22 protein-coding genes, 1 tRNA gene and 1 pseudogene are annotated in these 20,756 nt (G+C 64.1%); 17 read left to right on the top strand and 7 right to left on the bottom strand.

What is annotated here, in order from left to right:
• The first annotated feature begins 15 nt into the window (after nt 1-15).
• Nucleotides 16-780 carry a CPBP family intramembrane glutamic endopeptidase gene (locus tag ACVWYI_RS24025; RefSeq protein ID WP_456663372.1) on the top strand — a complete coding sequence of 255 codons (765 nt, stop codon included), beginning with the start codon at nt 16-18 and terminating at the stop codon, nt 778-780.
• Here ACVWYI_RS24025 and ACVWYI_RS24020 read toward each other — a convergent pair.
• Together ACVWYI_RS24020 and ruvX are read right to left on the bottom strand one after the other, a co-directional pair.
• Nucleotides 777-1,700 carry an AEC family transporter gene (locus ACVWYI_RS24020; protein ID WP_456663371.1) on the bottom strand — a complete coding sequence of 308 codons (924 nt, stop codon included), beginning with the start codon at nt 1,698-1,700 and terminating at the stop codon, nt 777-779. The two genes, ACVWYI_RS24025 and ACVWYI_RS24020, sit on opposite strands and share 4 nt — an antisense overlap.
• Nucleotides 1,701-1,703: 3 nt before the next feature.
• Nucleotides 1,704-2,195, bottom strand: a complete 492-nt coding sequence (gene ruvX / locus ACVWYI_RS24015) for a Holliday junction resolvase RuvX (RefSeq protein WP_247340622.1) — start codon at nt 2,193-2,195, stop codon at nt 1,704-1,706.
• Nucleotides 2,196-2,242: 47 nt separating this feature from the next.
• Between ruvX and ACVWYI_RS24010 the strand changes: the two genes are divergently transcribed.
• The gene (locus ACVWYI_RS24010; protein WP_456663370.1) at nt 2,243-2,458 is read left to right on the top strand and encodes a hypothetical protein; all 216 of its coding nucleotides are present in this window, start codon (nt 2,243-2,245) and stop codon (nt 2,456-2,458) included.
• Here the strand turns inward: ACVWYI_RS24010 and ACVWYI_RS24005 are convergent.
• Nucleotides 2,445-3,338, bottom strand: coding sequence for a LysR substrate-binding domain-containing protein (locus tag ACVWYI_RS24005; protein ID WP_456663369.1), 894 nt, complete (start codon nt 3,336-3,338; stop codon nt 2,445-2,447). The genes ACVWYI_RS24010 and ACVWYI_RS24005 overlap by 14 nt on opposite strands.
• Nucleotides 3,339-3,435: 97 nt before the next feature.
• Here ACVWYI_RS24005 and ACVWYI_RS24000 point away from each other — a divergent pair, with 97 nt between their 5' ends.
• From ACVWYI_RS24000 to ACVWYI_RS23955, 10 genes and pseudogenes are all read left to right on the top strand, one after another.
• A complete protein-coding gene (locus tag ACVWYI_RS24000; protein WP_456663368.1) occupies nt 3,436-4,413 on the top strand; it encodes an NAD(P)H-dependent flavin oxidoreductase in 978 nt (325 codons plus the stop codon).
• A gap of 19 nt (nt 4,414-4,432) precedes the next feature.
• Nucleotides 4,433-5,509 (top strand): NAD(P)H-dependent flavin oxidoreductase, encoded by a 1,077-nt coding sequence (locus ACVWYI_RS23995; RefSeq protein ID WP_456663367.1) that lies wholly within the window; start codon nt 4,433-4,435, stop codon nt 5,507-5,509.
• A gap of 76 nt (nt 5,510-5,585) precedes the next feature.
• Nucleotides 5,586-5,873, top strand: a complete 288-nt coding sequence (gene gatC, locus ACVWYI_RS23990; protein WP_007611211.1) for an Asp-tRNA(Asn)/Glu-tRNA(Gln) amidotransferase subunit GatC — start codon at nt 5,586-5,588, stop codon at nt 5,871-5,873.
• Between the two features lie 18 nt (nt 5,874-5,891).
• Complete coding sequence (locus ACVWYI_RS23985) at nt 5,892-6,104, top strand: hypothetical protein (RefSeq protein WP_007611210.1); 213 nt, start codon at nt 5,892-5,894, stop codon at nt 6,102-6,104.
• Nucleotides 6,101-7,576, top strand: coding sequence for an Asp-tRNA(Asn)/Glu-tRNA(Gln) amidotransferase subunit GatA (gatA, locus tag ACVWYI_RS23980; protein ID WP_247444297.1), 1,476 nt, complete (start codon nt 6,101-6,103; stop codon nt 7,574-7,576). The genes ACVWYI_RS23985 and gatA overlap by 4 nt, the downstream gene beginning before the upstream one ends.
• On the top strand, nt 7,567-7,869 hold the full coding sequence (locus ACVWYI_RS23975; RefSeq protein ID WP_247340609.1) for a hypothetical protein: 303 nt from the start codon (nt 7,567-7,569) through the stop codon (nt 7,867-7,869). Before gatA ends, ACVWYI_RS23975 begins: the two co-directional genes overlap by 10 nt.
• The gene (gene gatB, locus ACVWYI_RS23970) at nt 7,866-9,344 is read left to right on the top strand and encodes an Asp-tRNA(Asn)/Glu-tRNA(Gln) amidotransferase subunit GatB (RefSeq protein WP_456663366.1); all 1,479 of its coding nucleotides are present in this window, start codon (nt 7,866-7,868) and stop codon (nt 9,342-9,344) included. Before ACVWYI_RS23975 ends, gatB begins: the two co-directional genes overlap by 4 nt.
• 57 nt (nt 9,345-9,401) lie before the next feature.
• Nucleotides 9,402-9,848 carry a hypothetical protein gene (locus ACVWYI_RS23965; RefSeq protein ID WP_456663365.1) on the top strand — a complete coding sequence of 149 codons (447 nt, stop codon included), beginning with the start codon at nt 9,402-9,404 and terminating at the stop codon, nt 9,846-9,848.
• 1,002 nt (nt 9,849-10,850) lie between these two features.
• Nucleotides 10,851-11,114: pseudogene (locus ACVWYI_RS23960) on the top strand (hypothetical protein); the annotation flags it as partial.
• 568 nt (nt 11,115-11,682) lie between these two features.
• Nucleotides 11,683-12,867 carry an integrase core domain-containing protein gene (locus ACVWYI_RS23955; protein ID WP_456660981.1) on the top strand — a complete coding sequence of 395 codons (1,185 nt, stop codon included), beginning with the start codon at nt 11,683-11,685 and terminating at the stop codon, nt 12,865-12,867.
• A gap of 44 nt (nt 12,868-12,911) precedes the next feature.
• Here the strand turns inward: ACVWYI_RS23955 and ACVWYI_RS23950 are convergent.
• Both ACVWYI_RS23950 and ACVWYI_RS23945 read right to left on the bottom strand, forming a co-directional pair.
• Nucleotides 12,912-13,004: transfer RNA gene (locus ACVWYI_RS23950), tRNA-Ser, on the bottom strand.
• 486 nt (nt 13,005-13,490) lie between these two features.
• A complete protein-coding gene (locus ACVWYI_RS23945; protein WP_456663364.1) occupies nt 13,491-15,941 on the bottom strand; it encodes a transglycosylase SLT domain-containing protein in 2,451 nt (816 codons plus the stop codon).
• A 240-nt stretch (nt 15,942-16,181) separates the two neighbouring features.
• On the opposite strand from ACVWYI_RS23945, the gene dapA reads away from it, so the two are divergent.
• Genes dapA through ACVWYI_RS23925 form a run of 4 tightly spaced genes read left to right on the top strand, consistent with a single transcriptional unit; the run spans nt 16,182 to nt 18,662 of the window.
• The gene (gene dapA / locus ACVWYI_RS23940; protein WP_247340605.1) at nt 16,182-17,072 is read left to right on the top strand and encodes a 4-hydroxy-tetrahydrodipicolinate synthase; all 891 of its coding nucleotides are present in this window, start codon (nt 16,182-16,184) and stop codon (nt 17,070-17,072) included.
• A 57-nt stretch (nt 17,073-17,129) separates the two neighbouring features.
• Complete coding sequence (mscL, locus tag ACVWYI_RS23935) at nt 17,130-17,543, top strand: large conductance mechanosensitive channel protein MscL (protein ID WP_247340604.1); 414 nt, start codon at nt 17,130-17,132, stop codon at nt 17,541-17,543.
• Between the two features lie 59 nt (nt 17,544-17,602).
• Nucleotides 17,603-18,076, top strand: a complete 474-nt coding sequence (gene smpB, locus ACVWYI_RS23930; RefSeq protein WP_247340603.1) for an SsrA-binding protein SmpB — start codon at nt 17,603-17,605, stop codon at nt 18,074-18,076.
• A 4-nt stretch (nt 18,077-18,080) separates the two neighbouring features.
• A complete protein-coding gene (locus tag ACVWYI_RS23925) occupies nt 18,081-18,662 on the top strand; it encodes a peroxiredoxin (protein WP_354104935.1) in 582 nt (193 codons plus the stop codon).
• Here ACVWYI_RS23925 and ACVWYI_RS23920 read toward each other — a convergent pair.
• Together ACVWYI_RS23920 and ACVWYI_RS23915 are read right to left on the bottom strand one after the other, a co-directional pair.
• Nucleotides 18,659-19,333, bottom strand: a complete 675-nt coding sequence (locus tag ACVWYI_RS23920; protein WP_247340599.1) for a uracil-DNA glycosylase — start codon at nt 19,331-19,333, stop codon at nt 18,659-18,661. The genes ACVWYI_RS23925 and ACVWYI_RS23920 overlap by 4 nt on opposite strands.
• On the bottom strand, nt 19,314-19,958 hold the full coding sequence (locus tag ACVWYI_RS23915) for a LabA-like NYN domain-containing protein (protein ID WP_354051643.1): 645 nt from the start codon (nt 19,956-19,958) through the stop codon (nt 19,314-19,316). Before ACVWYI_RS23915 ends, ACVWYI_RS23920 begins: the two co-directional genes overlap by 20 nt.
• A gap of 329 nt (nt 19,959-20,287) precedes the next feature.
• Here ACVWYI_RS23915 and rpoZ point away from each other — a divergent pair, with 329 nt between their 5' ends.
• The gene (rpoZ, locus tag ACVWYI_RS23910; protein WP_024512695.1) at nt 20,288-20,680 is read left to right on the top strand and encodes a DNA-directed RNA polymerase subunit omega; all 393 of its coding nucleotides are present in this window, start codon (nt 20,288-20,290) and stop codon (nt 20,678-20,680) included.
• Nucleotides 20,681-20,756: the final 76 nt, after the last annotated feature.

Here is a 20,756-nt window from a genome sequence, read left to right as displayed (position 1 = left end):
TAACGAAAGCCCCTAATGGACTCCCTCAATCCCGACTATCCGCCGCTTACCGTGACCCTTGCGACGCCGCGCGTCTGGAAGTTTTGGGGCACGGCGCTGTGGGGCCTGCTCATCTTCGTCGCGATGTTCGTCGGGCAGATCGGCGCCATCGTTCTGCTGGTGGTGCAGCGTGGCCTGCCGATGGACCTCGCCTCGCTTCAGCTCGTCGGCCGCGAGCCGCAGGCGCTTGCGCTGTCGGTGACCATGGGCCTGCCGGCGACGCTGGCCGCGGTGTGGCTGGCCATCCGCATCAAGAAGGCCGCTTTCGCCGATTATCTCGCGCTGCATTGGCCGTCCTGGAAGCAACTCCTGTTCGGCGCCGTCGGGCTTGTCCTGATCGTGGTGGCCTGGGAGACGATGTCGCGGAGCCTCGGCCGCGAGGCGACGCCGGGCTTCATGACCGATCTGCTGAAATCCGGCCGCGACAAGGGCGCAGCCTTCTTCCTGCTATTCGCCTTCAGCGTGGCAGCGCCGATGTCCGAGGAGGTTTTGGCGCGCGGGTTCCTCTACCGTGGCTGGTCGGCGAGCTTCCTGCGCGTGCCCGGCGCGATCGTCCTGTCGTCGCTGGTGTGGACGGCGGTGCATCTGCAATACGACATGTACTTCCTCGCCGAGGTCTTCTCCATCGGCCTGTGGTTCGGCTACATGCGCTACCGCAGCAGCTCGCTCTGGCTCACGATCGTGCTGCATGCGCTAAACAATTTGACGGCGGTGGTGCTGACGATGTGGCTCGGGAGCTAGGCCACCAGCGCGATCGCGATCGGCATGGTGATCGCCGCCAGGATCGTTTGCAGCGTGATGATCTGCGCCAGCAATGGCGCGTCGCCGCCCATCTGGCGGGCCAGCACGTAGGCGCTGGGCGAGGTTGGCACCGCCGCGCAGATCGCGATGATCGCGAGGTTGGTGCCTGCTAGCCCGAACCAGACGGCAAGCGCCAGCGCGAGCACGGGCATCAGCACCAGCTTGAACGTTACGCCGATCGTCGCGCCCACGCTCGGGCGGAGCAGGCCTTTGAGCTGCAGGCCGGCACCGGTGACGAGCAGGCCGATGGCGAGCGAGGAGCGGCCGAGCGCATCCGCGACCTCGTGCCAGATTTTTGGCAGCGGCAGATGGCCAACGTTGATGACGAGGCCGATCACGCAGGCCCAGATCAGGGGATTGCGGACCAGCGTCATTACGATCGCGCGGGCAGACTGCTTTTCCGGCGCGGCGTAATGGGCCAGCACAGCGACGCTGAACACGTTGACCAGCGGGATGATCGCGACCATAGCGACCGAGGCGAGGGCCAGCCCGACATCGCCGAACATGTTGGCGGAGACGGAGAGTGCGACATAAGTCTGCCAGCGGGTGGCGCCCTGGAAGATCGAGGTGAAGGCGGGACCGTCGATGTCGAGCCGCGCGAGAGCCGGGCGGAGCGCGAGGCAGAGCAGCGACATCGCGAGCGCCGACAGCAGCAGCGCGCCGCCGACGCCGGCGACCGGGACCCTGGACAGGTCGGCCTTCACCAGAGTCTGGATCAGCAGCATCGGAAACAGGACGAAATAGGTCAGCCGCTCCAGCCCGTGCCATTGCGTGTCGAGCCGCATCAGGGTGCGCTTCAGCACGACGCCGAGCACGATGAGGATAAAGACCGGGAGGAGCGCCGCGATCACGACGGCCATGGATCAGTCAGGCCCCGGCGCTGCGCGCAGATTGGCGAGCCGGTCGAGCGCGCCTTGCAGGATGAAGATCGCGGCGTGTTCGTCGATCACCTCGGCGCGCTTGGCGCGGCTGACGTCCATGCCGATCAGTTCGCGTTCGACCGCAGCGGTCGACAGACGCTCGTCCCAGAGGCCGATGGGCAGCGCGGTCAGGCCGGCGAGGTTGCGGGCAAACGCCCGGGTCGATTGCGCGCGCGGGCCCTCGCTGCCGTCCATGTTGATGGGCAGGCCGAGCACGAAGCCGACGGCCTTGCGTTCACCGGCAATCGCGAGCAGCCGGGCGGCATCCTGTTTGAAGGCCTTGCGCTGGATGGTCTCGACGCCGGTAGCTAACCGGCGGTCCGGATTGGAGACGGCAACGCCGATGGTCTTGGTACCCAGATCGAGCCCGACCAACCCGCCGCGTTCGGGCCAGTGGGTTGCAGCATCGACGAGAGGCAGGATAAGAGCCGGCATGGGATTAGCGCATATCACGCGTCGCGCTATGGAGTGAACCCGAAACAATGGATGCGCTGACACTATTTGGCCTGTTCGCCGTGACGGCGATGCTGGTCACTTACGCCCTGGAAGACCGCGGCCACTGGTTCGTGCTGCTGTTCGCGATGTCCTGCGTGCTCGGTTCGACTTACGGCTTCCTGCAAGGGGCCTGGCCGTTCGGCGTCGTCGAGGCGATCTGGACCGTCGTGGCGCTGCGGCGATGGCGTCTCAGGCCGCGATGATTTCGTCGTTTTTCTTCAGGCAGGCGGCGGAAAACCCGTTCAGCGCGCTGGTTTGATGCCCGGCGCGGCGCTGGATGAAGAGGGTCTCGACGCGCGCATGCGAGGCGCCGAGCGCGTGGATCGTCACGCTGCCGTTGATCGCGCTGCGTTCGACGACGGCACGCGGCAGCAGCGTCACGCCCATGTCGGCGGCGACACAGCCGATCATGCCGTCGAGCGTGCCGAGCTCGAAGCGTGCGGCTGACGGCCAGCCGAACTCGACAAAAATCTGTTCGAGCCGCTGCCGGTAGGTGCAGCCGGTGCGGAACACCAGCGCAGTCGGGCCGGACTCCGGCGTGCCGGCGCGTAGCTCGGCGAGCGTAGCCCAGCGTCGCGCACTGACCAACACCAGCTCTTCGCGGAACGCGCTTGTCGCGGTGAGATCGGCATGCGCAATCGGACCCGCGACGAAGGCGCCGTCGAGCGTGCCTTCGAGCACGCTCGCGACGAGGTCGGCGGTGGGCGCGGTACGCAGGCTCAGCCGGACGGCAGGAAAGCGGCGATGAAAGTCCGCGAGCAATGGCGGCAGCCGCACCGCCGCGGTGGTTTCCATCGAGCCGATCGCAAGCGGTCCCTTCGGCTCGCCGTCGTCGCGGGCGGCAAGCACAGCTTCGCGTGATAATGCGGCCATCCGCTGTGCGTAAGGCAAAAGGCGCTTGCCCGCGCTCGTCAGCGTCATGCCGCGGCTGTGCCGTTCGAATAGCGGTGTGCCGATCTCGGCTTCCAGCGCCTTCACACGCTGGGTGACGTTGGACTGCACGGTGTTGAGCTCTTCCGCGGCGCGGGTGATGCCGCCGGTGCGGGCAACCGCCGCAAAGGTCTGGATGTCGCTGAGTTCCATCGCATCGTTTCGCTTTTGAGATGACAGCGTTCATTGGAAATCATTTTTCCAGAATGTTATTCAAGCCTAGTGTCCGTGTCCAGCCGGGAGGGAGACCATGCCGATCGTGACATCGCTGACCCAGCTGCTGGGAATCACGCATCCGATCCTGTTGGCGCCGATGGATACGATCGCGGGCAGCCGGCTGACGCGGGCCGTCAGCGAAGCCGGCGGTTTCGGGATTTTGGGTGGCGGCTATGGCGACCGGGCCCGGCTCGAGGCCGAGGCAAAGAGATTGAGCGGGTTTGCGCCATTCGGCATCGGCTTCATCACCTGGAGCCTCGCAAAACAACCTGAACTTCTCGACATTGCGCTGGATGCCAAACCGCAGGCGATCATGCTATCGTTCGGCGACCCCGCGCCATTTGCGGCGCGCATCAAGGCGTGCGGGGCGCGCTTGATCTGCCAGGTGCAGAGCGAGGAAATGGCGAAGCAGGCGCTCGACGCCGGTGCGGACATCCTGATCGCGCAGGGCACCGAAGCCGGCGGCCATGGCGCATCGCGCACCACCGTCGACATCGTGCCTGTTATCGTCGATCTCGCGGCCGGGCGCGTGCCGGTCGTTGCCGCCGGCGGAATTGCCGATGGCCGCGGGCTCGCGGCGATGATGATGCTGGGCGCCTCCGGCGTGCTGATCGGAACGCGCTTCTATGCGAGCGTGGAGGCCGACGGCGCGGAGGAAGCGAAGCAGCGCATTCGCGACGCTGATCCCAATGACACGGTGCGCGGCGTCATTGTCGACTGGTCGCGCAGCCTGTTCTGGCCGGCTCCGTTCACCGCGCGAACGCTGGTCAACGATCATATCAGGCGCTGGACCGGCCGCGAGATCGAGCTCATGCAGCGCGCGGCCGAGGTGACCGTTGAGTATGCTGCGGCCAGGGCCGCGGGCAATTTTGAGGTCGCCGCGGTCTTTGCCGGCGAGGCTGTCGGCCTGATCCATGATATTCCGCCCGCCGCCGAGATCGTCGAACGTATCGCGACCGAGGCCGAGCAACTGCTAACCGGCCGGCGTAATTCCATGGCACCGCTTGCCTGAACCACGAGAGAGCAAAACCATGTGGCCTGACCGTCGATTGATCGACCTCTTCAAGACCGAATTTCCGATCGTGCTGGCGCCGATGGCTGGTGTGATGGATGCGGAACTGGTGATCGCCGTCGCGCAAGGCGGCGGGCTCGGCTCGCTGCCGAGCGCGATGCTGTCGCCGGATAAGGCGCGCGAGCAGGTCAATATCATCCGACAACGCGTCTCCGCGCCGGTGAACATGAACTTCTTCTGCCATACACCGGTCGAGCTCACGGCCGAGGCGGAGGTGCGCTGGAAGCATCGCCTCGCGGGCTACTACAGCGAGCATGGCCTCGATCCCGCCGCACCCATCAATGCCGCAAACCGCGCACCGTTCGACGCCGGCTTCTGCGAGGTCGTGGAGGAGTTGAAGCCGGAGATCGTCAGCTTCCATTTCGGTCTGCCCGAGGACGCGCTGCTCAAGCGGGTCAAGGCGGCAGGATGTCTCGTCATCGCCTCGGCGACCACGGTGAGGGAGGCGGTCTGGCTCGAGCAGCACGGCGCTGACGCGGTGATCGCACAAGGTGCGGAGGCTGGCGGCCATCGCGGCATGTTCCTGACCGACAAGATCTCGGAACAGCCCGGCACCTTTGCACTGGTGCCGCAGGTGGTCGACGCGGTGAAGGTGCCAGTGATTGCGGCCGGCGGCATTGCGGATGGCCGCGGTATCGCGGCGGCGTTTGCGCTCGGCGCGGCCGGCGTGCAGATCGGGAGCGCCTATCTGCGTTGTCCGGAATCCAAGGTCAGTGCGGCGGCCCGCGCGGCGCTCGCCGAAGGACGGGACGATTCCACCGTCATCACCAATGTCATGACCGGGCGGCCGGCGCGCGGCGTCCAGAACCGTCTGATGCGCGAGGCCGGCCCGATCTCGCCGGATGCGCCGCCATTTCCCCATGCCGCAACGGCGCTCGGACCGCTGAAGGCGGCTGCCGAGAAGCAGGGCAGGGTGGATTTCACCAATCTCTGGGCCGGCCAGGCCATTGCCTTGGGCCGCGAGGTCCCGGCGGCCGAATTGACCCGGGATCTCGCCAGATCGGCACTTGCCCGGATGAAGGCGCTGGCCGGCTAGTCCCCAGCGCCGGTTGCGGCGCAAAAGCGGCCTCTGCTATACGGCACATAGGTTTTGCCGTGAGAGGCCTTATATTATGTCCGTCGACGCCGCTACCGTCCGCCGCATCGCGCATCTGGCGCGCATTGCTGTTTCCGAAGGCGAGGTTCCGCATCTGCAGGGCGAGCTGAACGCCATGCTCGCCTTTGTCGAGCAGCTCTCGGAGGTCAATGTCGAGGGCGTGGAGCCGATGACTTCGGTCACGCCGATGCAGATGAAGAAGCGGCAAGACGTGGTCAACGACGGCGAGATCGCCGACGATATCGTTGCCAATGCGCCGGCGACCGAAGGTCACTTCTTTCTTGTGCCCAAAGTGGTCGAGTAATTCTCAGGACGCTGTCCGATGTGCATGCTTTGCGACGACGAGAAGGCCTATCAGGCCTACATGAACTATCTCGACAAGATGGAGAGGCAGGGCAAGGCTGCCGACCCCAACGTCGCCGTCAATGCCGTGCTCGACGAGATCGAGGCGGCTGCGAAAGCGGCCGCCAAGAAAGACGACCCGGCCAACGACAAGTCCCTGTCTCCGTTCTTCTGCAGCCCGATCAATAAATGACCGATTTGACATCGCTGACGCTTGCCGAAGCCCGCAAGGGCCTCGCGGCCAAGACTTTCACGTCACTCGAGCTGACCGATGCGCATCTGAACGCGATCGAAGCCGCGCGCGTGCTCAATGCTTTCGTCATGGAGACGCCGGATCAGGCGCGGACCATGGCGCGCGAGGCGGATGCCAGGATCGGGAAAGGCGATGCGGGGCCGCTCGCCGGCATTCCGCTCGGCATCAAGGACCTGTTCGCGACCAAGGGCGTGCGCACCACGGCGTGTTCAAAAATCCTCGGCAATTTCGTGCCGACCTACGAGTCCACCATCACCTCGCAGCTCTGGCGCGACGGCGCGGTGATGCTGGGCAAGCTCAACAATGACGAGTTCGCGATGGGCTCGTCGAACGAGACCTCGTGCTTCGGCCCGGTCGGCAATCCCTGGCGGCGCGACGGAAGCAACACGACGCTGGTGCCGGGCGGCTCGTCCGGCGGCTCGGCCTCTGCGGTGGCCGCGCTGCTCTGCATGGGCGCGACCGCGACCGATACCGGCGGTTCGATCCGTCAGCCGGCGGCGTTCACCGCGACCGTCGGCATCAAGCCGACCTATGGCCGCTGCTCGCGCTGGGGCATCGTCGCCTTTGCCTCCTCGCTCGACCAGGCCGGTCCGATCGCGCGCAGCACGCGCGATGCCGCGATGCTGCTGCGCTCGATGGCCGGCCACGATCCGAAGGACACGACCTCGGTCGATATCCCCGTGCCGGACTATGAGGCCGCGATCGGCAAGTCCGTGAAGGGCATGAAGATCGGCATTCCCAGGGAATACCGTCTCGACGGCATGCCGGCCGAGATCGAAAAACTTTGGGAAGCGGGCGCGGCCTGGCTGAAGGCGGCCGGCGCCGAACTGGTCGAGATATCGCTGCCGCATACGAAGTACGCGCTGCCGGCCTATTACATCGTGGCGCCGGCGGAGGCGTCCTCCAACCTCGCGCGCTACGACGGCGTGCGCTACGGTTTGCGCGAGCAGGGCAGGAATATCAACGAGCTCTACGAGAACACCCGTGCTGAAGGTTTTGGCGCGGAGGTGAAGCGCCGCGTCATGATCGGCACCTACGTGCTCTCGGCCGGCTATTACGACGCCTACTATTTGCGCGCCCAGAAGGTGCGTACGCTGATCAAGAAGGATTTCGAGGACTGCTTCGCCAAGGGCGTCGACGCGATCCTGACGCCGGCGACGCCGTCCGCCGCCTTCGGCATTGGCGAGAAGGGTGGGGCCGACCCCGTCGAGATGTACCTCAACGATATCTTCACGGTGACCGTGAACATGGCGGGGTTGCCCGGCATCGCGGTGCCCGCCGGCAAGGACGCGCAGGGCCTGCCGCTCGGCCTGCAGCTGATCGGCCGGCCCTTCGACGAGGAGACGCTGTTCTCGCTCGGCGAGGTGATCGAGCAGGCGGCCGGCCGCTTCACGCCGGCGAAATGGTGGTGAATATGGCGGCGTATATCGCCAGCCTCGACGGCGCCGCGCCGGCGCCGGATCTCAGCGCGCCGCTCGCCGGCCTGTGGTGGGCCGCCAAGGGCGACTGGGACCAGGCGCACAAGATCGTTCAGGACGAGGGCAGCCGCGAAGCCGCCTGGGTGCACGCCTATCTGCACCGGGTCGAGGGCGACCTCGGCAATGCCGGCTATTGGTATCGCCAGGCCGGCCAGCCGGTGGCGAAGGATTCATTGCAGGCGGAGTGGGAGCGGATCGCTGCCACGCTGCTCGGGAGCAAGACATGAGCACGGCCACGCACAAGCTTCTCAAAGGCGCCACCGGCGACTGGGAGATGGTCATCGGCCTGGAGATCCATGCCCAGGTGACGTCGAACTCAAAACTGTTCTCGGGCGCCTCGACCGCGTTCGGCGGCGAGCCGAACAGTCACGTATCGCTGGTCGACGCCGCGATGCCGGGCATGCTGCCCGTCATCAACGAGGAATGCGTCAGGCAGGCTGTCATCACCGGGCTCGGCCTCAATGCGCAGATCAATCTGCGCTCGGTGTTCGACCGCAAGAACTATTTCTATCCGGACTCGCCGCAGGGCTACCAGATCAGCCAGTACAAGTCGCCGATCGTCGGCGAGGGCGAGGTCGTTGTCGAACTGGACGGCGGCAAGACCGCAACCATCGGCATCGAGCGACTGCATCTGGAGCAGGACGCCGGCAAGTCGCTGCACGACCAGTCGCCAACCCTGTCCTATGTCGACCTCAACCGTTCCGGCGTCGCGCTGATGGAGATCGTATCAAAACCGGACATCCGCGATGCCGAGCAGGCCAAGGCCTATGTGACCAAGCTGCGCTCGATCCTGCGCTATCTCGGCACCTGCGACGGCGACATGGAGAAGGGAAGCTTGCGCGCCGACGTCAACGTCTCCGTGCGCAAGCCGGGCGCGCCGCTCGGCACCCGCTGCGAAATCAAGAACATGAACTCGATCACCTTCATCGGCCAGGCGATCGAGTACGAGGCGCGGCGCCAGATCGAAATCCTCGAGGACGGCGGCGCGATCGACCAGGAGACCCGGCTCTACGACCCCAACAAGGGCGAGACGCGGTCGATGCGGTCCAAGGAAGAGGCGCACGACTATCGCTACTTCCCCGATCCCGACCTTTTGCCGCTGGAGTTCAGCCAAGAGTTCGTCGACGGGCTGAAGGCGAAGCTGCCCGAGCTGCCGGACCAGAAGAAGACGCGCTTCGTCGCGGATCTCGGCCTGTCGGCCTACGACGCCAGCGTGCTGGTCGCCGAGCGCGAGAGCGCGGTGTTCTACGAGACCGTGCTGGACAAGCTCGCCAACCGCGCGCGTGACGGCAAGGTCGCCGCGAACTGGGTCATCAACGAGCTGTTCGGCCGTCTCAACAAGGAAGGCCGGGATATTACGGGCACTCCGGTTGGCGCCGAGCAGTTGGCTGCGATCATCGACCTGATCGGCGAGGGCACCATCTCCGGCAAGATCGCCAAGGATCTGTTCGAGATCGTCTGGCAGGAGGGCGGCGATCCCCGCGCGCTGGTCGAAAGCCGCGGCATGAAGCAGGTGACCGATCTTTCGGCGATCGAAAAGGTGGTCGACGACATCATCGCGGCCAATCCCGACAAAGCCGCGCAGGTCAAGGACAAGCCGCAGTCGCTCGGCTGGTTCGTCGGTCAGGTGATGAAGGCGTCCGGCGGCAAAGCCAACCCGCAGAGCGTCAACGACCTGCTCAAGTCCAAGCTCGGCATCTGACTTCGCGCGTTCGAACGAGGTGACGGACACGCGTCGTCACCTCGCTTTCGGTTCGCGATGCGATGCTCGCGCGCATCCTCGGCGGCAAACTTCATCCTGATCGACCGCGATACGCCGACCGAATCGCCGCACGCGATTCGCGCAAAACGGCGGCTTGCACACGCTCTGACGAGCGTTCGCGGCGTTAATCATGAAAATATTTTCGTTGCCAAAAGTCGCGACTCAGAGTCCGCGAAGCGCCTTCGCGAGGCCGTCGCGGGATTGGAGATGCGCGTCGTCGCGACGATCGCGCGCGATGTGTGCGTGCAGAAAAATACTTGCTGCGTAGTGTTTCCTGCAATTGCATCTCTCGCGGAAGCTGATGCTGCGGGCACTCCCCGCGATCGCAAGCACGCGTCATGCAGTGCGCTTGCATCGCGCTCGCCAAGCGCACGCGTCTCTGCTCGTCAACACTTCTTTAAGCGAGACGCTGTTTTTTTCGTTGTGTTGGTGTATTCGGGATGAGTGTGCACTCGATCCCCGACTGCATGCAGCGATTAAGCCATCTCACACATCGGAGGGCAACATGGCCAAGAAAGCTAAGAAGGCGAAGAAGGCGAAGAAGGCGAAGTCCGCAGTGAAGAAGACTGCGAAGAAGACCCGCAAGGTCGCGAAGAAGAAGTAACTTCGCTTTTTGAAGTTGCCGGCTCCTAGAGAGCCGGCACGTCATCAGCGCCTCTCAAAAGGTTCTGGTCGACGATAGAGGGTGTCGGCGAGACATCAGGTCAACGGTCGGATCGTTCTCTTCGCGGGTTCGCCCGCTAAGCCCGGTCCGGCAGAAGAAACAAGTTTTCTTCGTTCGGTGCGGCTCTCCGTAAGGAGCTCCGCAATTTCACAGGCGGCCTTCGGGCCAACGTGAAATCTGGTCCTGACGTGTTCGCCGACGCCCTCGTTCTCTTGAGGCCGGGGTATTGCCGGCATTCCCATATCCCGACATTGCTGATCTGACCGCGACGTGGCTGCGCTGACGTGGCTGCTCTGCCTTGGCCGCTCTGCCTCGGGGCAGGCGAGGGCTGCGGCGCAAGTGCACGCTGTTCCCGCGCCGCTTCTCCATTCGCGGTGTCTTCGCCGGTCCCCGCCCGGGCGATCCGGTACGCCGCGGCTTCCCGTGGGACAATTGCTGTCTCTGGAATGCAGGTGACGACAGCGGGCGGGGACGCCACAGGACCCGCGTCACCGTGCGCGATGGTTATCGTTCTCCCAAGATCCCAAGGTAAACCGAATCTGACGAATTGCAGAAGTGCCTGCAAAACAGGGGCTTATTGCATTTATCGCGCGCGCCCCGGGCGGGCGCGTTTACGTCTGCTTCATCGCGATACTTAAACTGCCATTCAAATTTGCCCGCCATCATTACCTCCAACAAGCCGGCAAACGGCTTGGGCAAAAAGACGCTGGGGATGAGTTGAACAGTTGATCGGACGGGAGCCGCGCTCGGGGGACGAGACGGCATAAAAAAGGGGATGCGTTATGTTTCAGGGTACTTTCGATCTGGAGACCGCGACACCTATCGACGCAGGCGCGCTGTCGGACGTGCTGTTCGAGCGCGGGATTTATTGGGCGAGCGGACGCTCCGGTCTCGTCGATCTCGTCGCCGCGCATAAATGGTTCAATCTTGCCGCCCTGAAGGGCCGCAAGGACGCCGTGACGCTGCGCCAGGAAATCGCCGGGCAGATGTCGGATGCCGAGATCTCGGCCGCGCAGCGCGATGCGAGGGCGTGGGTCTCCGCCCACGGAGCCCAGCATCACATCCGGGGCGGTGTTTTCATAGCTGAGCCTGATTACGCTGAGTCAAATGTGTTCGTCGTGCCGCCATCTGAACCGGGCGCGGCGTGAGCGACCCCGACGGGAATGACCCGGCGTGGGTCCGAGACTTACTCAATGGCTGCCGATTCAGATCGCGGCCGACGACGGCGATCTGGAACTCGGACGGCCGCGGTGCCGATTGGCCCTCGCATGGGCCGATCTGGCGATCCATCCGCCGGATGCGGACACACCTATATCAGGAGAGCGCGAATCGAGCTGAGCTCGTGGCGCTGATCCTTGCGCCAGGCTTGCGCACCGTCTCAACGATCGCTTTCAGATGATGGAACGCACGGATCTTTGATTGAGCGGCCCGAGACATAGGTGGCATAGCGCACCGGCCGCCTCGAGCGATTGCTCAAGGCCGCCACCCATGTCTTAGGGACGACCTGTTACCGATGTCTCCGGGCTGGACACGTGAGCGGCCCGAGACATAGGTGGCATTTCGTACCGGACACATGGGTTACACTTTTCGCTTTTTTGCAAGCGGGAGGTGTGGATGCCGTGGAAAGCGAGTTCGGTCATGGAAGAACGCCTGCGCTTTGTCGCCCGCCTGTTGGACGGGGAGGCCATGACGGACGTGTGCCGGGATTTCGGCGTCTCGCGCAAGACCGGCTACAAGATGTTCGATCGCTACAAGGAGCACGGTCTTGAGGCCCTGAGCGATCGCTCGCGGCGGCCGGTGCGCTACGCCAACCAGCTGCCGGAGCAGATCGAGAGCCTGATTGTCCGGCTCAAGGGCGAGAAGCCGCACTGGGGCGCGCGCAAGATCCGGGAACTGCTGGTCCGACGGCTGGACGGCGATATCCGGGTTCCGGCCAAGAGTACCATCCATGCGGTCCTCGACCGCCATGACCTGGTCAAGCGCGCCGGCGGGCCGCGCCACCGCGCGCGCGGCACGCCGCTCTCCGCGGGCACGGGACCCAATGATCTGTGGTGCGCCGACTTCAAGGGCGAGTTCAAGCTCGGCAATGGCCGCTACTGTTACCCGCTGACCGTCACCGATCATGCCTCGCGCTTCCTGCTGTTGTGCGAGGCGCTCGATTCCACGCGTGAAGAGCCTGCCATTACCGCCTTTGAACGGCTGTTCCGCGAGCGCGGCTTGCCGTTCGCCATCCGCTCCGACAACGGCGTGCCCTTTGCCAGTCCCAATGCCCTGTTCAATCTCTCAAAGCTCGCGGTCTGGTGGCTGAGGCTCGGCATCGTCATCGAACGCATCAAGCCCGGCCATCCACAGCAGAACGGCCGCCATGAGCGCATGCATCTCACCCTCAAGAAGGAGACGACCCGTCCGCCGGGCGCCAACAGCCTGCAGCAGCAGGAACGCTTCGACGCCTTCGTCCGCGAGTTCAATACCGAACGGCCGCATGAGGCGCTGCAGATGAAATGCCCCGCCGAACTCTATCGCGCCTCACCACGCCGTTACGATGGCTTGCCCGAGTTGATCTATCCGTTCCACGATCGCGAGATTCTCGTGACCGCTTGCGGGCGCCTCTGCCTGCATCGCAAGCGAATCAACATCTCGACCGTGCTGGCCGGCCAGAAACTCGGCATCAAGGAGGTCGACGACGGCATTTGGCTCGTCAGCTTCATGCACTATGATTTGGGATACTTCGACCTGGAGCAGAAAACCCTGCAACCCCTCGACAACCCGTTCGGCACGAGGTTGTCACCCATGTCTTAGGTACAATCTGTTACCGATGTCTCCGGGCTGGACAACGAAGGATATGGCGGAGAGGGAGGGATTCGAACCCTCGATACAGCTTGAGACCGTATGACGCTTTAGCAAAGCGTTGCCTTCAGCCACTCGGCCACCTCTCCGGTGCGAGCCTTATGCATCTAATTACTTGGGCCGGTCAATTTGGAAGCGCGTGTTTTCGCTCGAATATTCCCAGCGATTTTCGAAACGAAGCGGTTTGCTCCCGGAGCGAGAACATAACGTCGCGACAACGGACACGGCGCTGGACCTTTTGCGGATGTAGCAAGGAGGGTTTCGGTCTCGTTGAACCCGGCTAAATAGTTGAATTTGCTTACAAATGGGAGGCGGCTTGCTCGAGAGAAGCCTGTCAATGATTCGAATCCGTCCCGCCGATGCTGTTAAGCCATTGATTTTATTATTTCTTTCTGCCGTCGCATATTCGCGCCCCGTCTCTCGTAAATCGGCTGACAGGGGTTCGATCTTAGTCAGGCTGCAGGAAGTTCCTTCGCCATTAGTTCGACAACCCGTTCGCCAAACCGAGGAGCCGCCCCCGCGCCGGGCCGTCGTCCTCAATGGGCCTTCCCGGCAGCGAGCAAAGAGGGTGGCCTTTATTCCACGCTGCCGGCGCCGCGACGCAAATCGGCCTCGATCTGCAAGCGCGTGCCGCCGCCGAAGCGGGCGCGGTAGACCTGAAGGTTCTCCATGATCCGCTGCACGTAGTTGCGCGTCTCGGAGAACGGGATCAGCTCGACCCAGTCGACCGCGTCGACCTTCGGGTCGCGCGGATCGCCGTAGCGATTGATCCACTTCTTCACACTGCCGCGGCCGGCATTGTAGGCGGCAAAGGTCATGATGTAGGAGCCGCGATAATCCTCGAGCAGGCCGCCGAGCTCGGCCGAGCCGAGTGTGGCGTTGTAGACCGAATCGTTCTTCAGCCGCCCCAGATCGTAGGTCCCGCCGTGCCGTTTGCAGACATAGCGCGCGGCGTCCGGCGTCACCTGCATCAGCCCATAGGCCTGCGCCGGCGAGACGACTGAGGGGTTGAAGGCGCTCTCCTGCCGCGCGATGGCGTAGACGATGCTGCGCTCGACCTCGGGGCCGATCGGCGTGAACTGCGGAATGCCATTGACGGGATAGGCATAGAAATCGAACGGCAGCCCGCGATTGAGCGCGGCCTTGCCGAGCAGCAGCATGCCGCGCGCGTCGCTGTAGCGCTGGGTGAGCTCGCCGAGGCCGGCAAGCGCTTCGGGATCGCCGTTCTCGCCCATATCGGCGAGAACAGGCACCGCCATCTCCCGCTCATCGAGCTCGTAGAGCAGTTGCGCGGCGCGCACGATCTCCAGCCGTTCGGCGCCGCGGCCGCGTGGCTGGCTGTTGAGCTCGATCTGCGGCAGGCCGAGCTTGGCGCGTGCGAGCTGGCCGTAATAGCTGGTAGATTGCTCGGCTGCCCGCGCGTAGGCGTTGCGCGCCTCCTGCTGGCGGCCTGCCGCTTCGGCGGCGCGGCCCTGCCAATAGCCGGCGCGCGCCAGCGTGGTCGGATTGACGCTGCCGATCCCGATGCGGGCAAAATGCTGGGTGGCCGCCGCGGGATCGTTGAGGAAGCGCAGCGCGATCCAGCCGGCGGTGAATTCCTGCTCGGTCTTGTAGATGTCGCGCGAGGGCAGGGCCGCATCACGCGCGATCAGATAGGCGGTGCGGAATTCCTCGGTGTCGATCATCTTGCGCGCCAGCAGGCGCCGCTCGATCCACCATTCGTCGAGATTGTAGAGCCGGCCCGGATCCTTCGGTGCCGACAGCATGAGCTGGGCGGCTTCTGCAAATTTCTCCTCGCGGCGCAGCAGCTGGATCTTGCTGAAGATGAAGCCGGGATCGCCATGCAGCTCGCGCGGCACGGCCTCGAGCAGCGCGCGTGCGTTCGGCGCTTTCCTGAGGGAGGCGATGCGGGCTTTGGCGAGGGCGACATAGCCGGCACCGAGGCGCTTTGCAGCACGCAGCGCGGCCTCGTTCTCGCTGCCGTAGAGCAGCGTGTCCATCCGCGCCTTCTGATCGCCGGGCGTCAGCAGCGCACCGAACTGGTCGAGCGCGTTGTTCTCGGTGTCTTCCGACATCGCATCGCTGCGCCAGGCCTCGCGCACCAGACGTTCGGCGTTGGCGCGGTCGCCGCGCGCCAGCATCGCCTTGGCGAGCGTGAAGCGGCCCTTGGCGGACACGGGGGATTCATTCTCGAACCACGACCACGCGACTGAATCGTCGCGCCTGTCGTCCCACATCGCGGCCTCCAGACGTCGGCGCAGGAAGGTCTGCGACGGCCAGCTCGGATTGGCGGACAGGAAGGCGCGGTAGCGCTCCACGGTGGCGCCATTATCCTCGCCGCGCAGGATGATCCATTCCGCGAGTTTTCGCGCCACGGGATCCGACATCGTGGCCGCGGCATTGGTGGCGTCGCCCGACCTGCGCTTGCGCACGAGCTCGATAACGGTCTCCAGCGTGTCCTTGTCGGCTTGCGACGTCGAGGAGGTCGCAGCAACCGCGGCCGGCGTGACCGGCTTGCGCGGCGCGGCATGCTGGCGGGTCGCTGGCGCCAGGACCGGAGCCGGGACGGGCTTGGCGGGGGTCGGGGCGGTCGGTCTGACGGTGGCCGTCACGGACGGCGCGGGTGCGGGTTTGGGGGGCGAACCGTTGGCGGTCGGCCTTGATTTTGGCGCGGCGGCCGCCGCAGGCCTGGGCTTGTCCTTCGCGGGTTGCTTGTCGGCGTTCTTGCCAGCATCCTTGCTGGCATTCGTGGCAGGCTTCTTCGCGGCATCCTTGGCGGGGGCGCTGGTCGCACCCTTGCTCGCGCCCTTGGCGGCGTCCTTCGAAGTTTCCTTGCCGGTTCCCTTGGACGATCCTTTTGCAGTGGTCCTGGCGGCTGGTTTCGCGGTGTCCTTCGCGGTATCCTTGGTCCCTTCCGCGGTCGTCTCATTGGACTTGGCCCAGGCGGCGCAGCCGACCGACAGCCCTGCCATCAGGCACACGGCCAGACCGGTCAATCGCCATGTGGCACGCGGAAAGGAGGTCATGGCGTTTCGTCCCCCGAATCAGTCAATTGGCTCAGACCCAGTTGTACAAGATTTGGCTGTATTTGATTGAATATGCGGACAAAATACCAACAGCCGCTTACCTTTGCCGGGTTTGCACCACCACAGCGGCAAAATCGCGGCCTAAACGGTGCGTCACACGGAGGCGGGTCTTTTACCGGCGGGATAGACCCGATATGAATGCGGCTTGCTCTCGAGATCGCCGTACGGAGGAGGAAGTCCATGGCAGCCAAGACGAAATTCCGGGGTTCGTTCACCGCCTTGGTCACGCCGTTCAAGAACGGCTCGCTGGACGAGTCGGCGTTCCGCTCCCTGGTCAACTGGCAGATTTCAGAGGGCACCAACGGCCTGGTCCCCGTCGGCACCACCGGCGAGAGCCCGACGCTGAGCCATGACGAGCACAAGAAGGTCGTCGAATGGTGCATCGAGGAAGCGAAGGGCCGCGTGCCCGTCGTCGCCGGGGCCGGCTCCAACTCGACCAAGGAGGCGATCGAGCTCGCCCAGCACGCCGAGAAGGCGGGCGCGAACGCGGTGCTGGTCGTAACGCCTTACTACAACAAGCCGACCCAGGAAGGCATGTACCAGCACTTCAAGGCGATCAACGACGCGATCGGGATTCCGATCATCATCTACAACATTCCGCCGCGCTCGGTGATCGACATGTCGGTCGACACCATGAAGCGGCTGTGGGAGCTGAAGAACATCGCCGGCGTCAAGGACGCCACTGCCAGCATGGTCCGCGTCTCGCAGCAACGCGCGGCGATGGGCGAGGAATTCAACCAGCTCTCCGGCGAGGATGCGACCATCCTCGGTTACATGGCCCATGGCGGCCATGGCTGCATTTCGGTGACTTCGAACGTCGCGCCGCGCCTGTGCTCGGAGTTCCAGGCCGCCTGGGCCAAGGGCGATCATGCCACTGCGCTGAAGCTGCACGACAAGCTGATGCCGCTGCACAACAACCTGTTCATCGAGAGCAACCCGGCGCCGATCAAGTACGCGCTGTCGTTGCTCGGCAAGCTGGACGAGACGCTGCGGCTGCCGATGGTTCCGGTCACCGAACCGACGCGCGTTGCCGTGCGCAGCGCTATGGTGCACGCTGGCCTGATCAACTGAGATCTGGGAATCCGCACTGGCTGGTCCCGCGCGTGACATCGAAGGAAGGGGACGGATATGCTGAAGGAATTCCGCGAATTCGCAATGAAGGGCAACGTCGTCGATCTCGCCGTTGCCGTCATCATCGGCGCCGCCTTCGGTGCCATCGTGACGTCGATGGTCAACGACATCATCATGCCGATCATCGGTGCAGCCACCGGCGGCCTGGATTTCTCCAACTACTTCGTTGGACTCTCCAAGCAGGTCACGCAGACCAATCTTGTCGAAGCCAAGAAGCAGGGTGCGGTACTGGCCTATGGCAACTTCCTCACCTTGGTCGTGAACTTTGTCATCATCGCTTTCGTGCTGTTCATGGTCATCCGCACCATGAACCAGTTCAAGCGCAAGGACGAGGCCAAGCCCGCGGAGCCGCCGAAGCCGTCAGCGGAAGTCGCGCTCTTGACCGAGATCCGCGATCTCCTCAAGAAGTGACGCGCGCGCTTCATCCAAACTGTTAGCTTACGCGCGCATCTCGACCGGATCTGTCTGTCATGGCCGATAAGAACGAACGTCCTATCAAGGTCATGGCGGAGAATCGCAAGGCCCGCTTCAACTATGCGATCGAGGATACGGTCGAGGCGGGCATTGCGCTGACCGGCACCGAGGTCAAGTCGATCCGCAGCGGCAAGAGCACGATCGCGGAGTCCTACGCCGATTCCAGGGACGGCGAGATCTGGCTGATCAACGCCACCATTCCGGAATATCTCCAGGGCAACCGCTTCAATCACGAGCCGAAGCGGCCGCGCAAACTGCTGCTGCATCGCAAGCAAATCAACAAGCTGATGGGCGCGGTCGATCGCGAAGGCATGACGCTGATCCCGCTCAAGCTTTACTTCAACGAGCGCGGTCGCGCCAAACTGCAGCTCGCGGTTGCAAAGGGCAAGAAGCTGCACGACAAGCGCGAGACCGAGAAGAAGCGCGATTGGAGCCGGGAGAAGGGCCGCCTGCTGCGCGCGAGGGGCTAGCGAGATGACTCAGAAAAACCTGCTTGAGGTCGACTGGAGCCGGATTCCCGCACCCGCAGATGACGGCGGCGCGGCGCATCTGAAAGGCATGACGCTGCCCGCGATCAGCCTGCTCGCGACCGACGACACTTCGGTGACGCTGTCGGCGCTCTCCGGTCGCACCGTGGTGTTCGCCTATCCACGCACTGGCGAGCCCGGCAAAATCTCGCTCGTCGACGATTGGGACATGATTCCCGGCGCCCGCGGTTGCACGCCGCAGACTTGCGCGTTTCGCGATCTGTTCGCCGAACTGAAGGCCGCCGGCGCCGCGCAGGTGTTCGGCCTCTCGACCCAGAGCAACGCGTACCAGACCGAGATGACCTCGCGGCTGCATCTGCCGTTCCCGGTGCTGTCGGACGAGAAGCTGGCGCTCACGCGCGCCCTGAATTTGCCGACCATGGAGGTCGCAGGCCTCACGCTGATCAAGCGCCTCGCGTTGATCGTCGACGACGCAGAGATCACGCATGTGTTCTATCCGGTGTTCCCGCCCGACCGGAACGCCGGCGATGTCCTGGACTGGTTGAAGGCCAATCCGGCCAAGACCTAGTCGAGATCCGCCTTCACCTTCGCGAACACGGAGCGGAACATGTCTGGCGTCAGCACGCGGGTGTTCGTGTTGTAGCGCGAGCAGTGATAGCTGTCGTAGAGCCTGAACGCGCCGGCCTGGTGCACCGCGCCGTGGCCGAAGGGGGCTTGCGATGCCTTCAGGTTCAGCGGCTTGAGCACAGTGTCGTGCGCAATGCGTCCGAGGGCGATGATCGCGCGCAGGTTCGGCATCGTTGCGAGATTCGCCAAGAGAAACTGGCGGCAGGTGTGGATCTCGACCGGCAGCGGCTTGTTCTGCGGCGGCACGCAATGCACCGCATTGGCGATCCGGCAGTCGACCAGCTTCAGGCCGTCGTCGGGACGCGCCTGATATTTGCCCTTGGCGAAACCGTATTCGAGCAGCGTGGCGTAGAGCAGGTCGCCGGCATAATCGCCGGTGAAGGGACGGCCGGTGCGGTTGGCCCCCTGCATCCCCGGCGCGAGGCCGACGATCAGCAGGCGCGCCTTGATGTCGCCGAAAGGCGCAACCGGCGCATTGTGCCACAATGGCTCGCGCGCACGGTTGGCCTCGCGAAAGGCAACCAGGCGCGGACAGAGCGGACAGTCACGGTCGGGGACGACTGTGAGGGGCGGGCGGCTTGGCCGCGCCGCCTCACTCGTCGAGGTCGTCATCGCCCCTCGGCGCCATCGTCGTCGCGCGCTGGAGGAATTGCGGGGCATGATGGCGCGGCTCGCGGTCACCGCGGTCACGCGGGGCGGGGCGTTCGGACGGGTCGCGGCCGAGCTTGGCCTGCAGCTCGACGAGGTCGGTGAAGACGTCGGCCTGGCGGCGCAGCTCGTCGGCGATCATCGGCGGCTGGCTGGCGATCGTGGAAATCACGGTGACCCGCACGCCGCGGCGCTGAACGGCCTCGACAAGGGAGCGGAAGTCGCCGTCACCCGAGAACAGCACCATCTGGTCGATGTGTTCGGCGAGTTCCATGGCGTCCACGGCGAGCTCGATGTCCATGTTGCCCTTGACCTTGCGGCGGCCGGAGGCGTCGATGAACTCCTTGGTCGCTTTGGTCACGACCGTGTAGCCGTTGTAGTCCAGCCAGTCGATCAGGGGGCGGATCGAGGAGTATTCCTGATCCTCAATGATCGCGGTGTAGTAGAATGCCCGCGTCAGTGTCCCGCGGCTCTGAAATTCCTTCAGAAGGCGCTTGTAATCGATATCGAAGCCGAGAGTTTTCGCCGTCGCGTAGAGATTGGCTCCGTCGATGAAGAGCGCGATCTTGTCGGTAGAGGAAGGTGACATTCAGTTTGCTCGCGTAGAGTTCGTGATTGATCGTTTATTGTTGGCGCGGCGACAGCAAGCCGCGCAGTTCTAAAGTCCCGCCGAAACCCGTCGAAACCGCAAATCCGGAGAAGCCGGGGCAATCAAGGTATAGTTATGGCGGACTTGCATACACCCCGCGCCGCCCTCGATGGCAGCCCGGGAAACCACCCATCCCAGCCCCAATGTGGGCGTAGCAGAGCCGTTTGGCGAGGCCAAATTACAAATTGGCCTTGCGAAACCGTCCCGGCCCCTATAACTAGCGCCAATCATCCACATATTTCGTCCCACCCACAACGGAGCGACAGTCCATGGCTCGCGTCACCGTAGAAGATTGTATCGACAAGGTCGACAACCGGTTTGACCTGGTCCTGCTGGCCGCCCACCGGGCCCGCATGATTTCGTCTGGTTCACAACTAACGGTTGACCGCGATAACGACAAGAACCCTGTTGTGTCTTTGCGTGAAATTGCTGACTCGACCATCTCGCCGGAGGACCTCCGCGAGGAGCTGGTGCACTCGCTGCAGAAGTTCGTCGAAGTCGACGAGCCGGAGCCGGACACTGTGCCGCTGATCGGTTCCGCCGGTGCAAGCGTAGACGCGGACGATACCGAAGTCGCGGTCGAGCGCATGACGGAAGAGGAGCTCCTGAAGGGTCTCGAAGGCCTCGCGCCACCCGAGGAGCAGCCCGAGGAGGACGAGTAGATCGTCCCGTCGCAGTCATCGACTTCTTGTGATCTTGGCAAAGGCCCGAACCGTTGTTCGGGCCTTTGCTTTTGTT

Source organism: Bradyrhizobium sp. LB13.1 (genome assembly GCF_054056815.1).
This window is presented reverse-complemented; position numbering and strand designations above follow the sequence as displayed.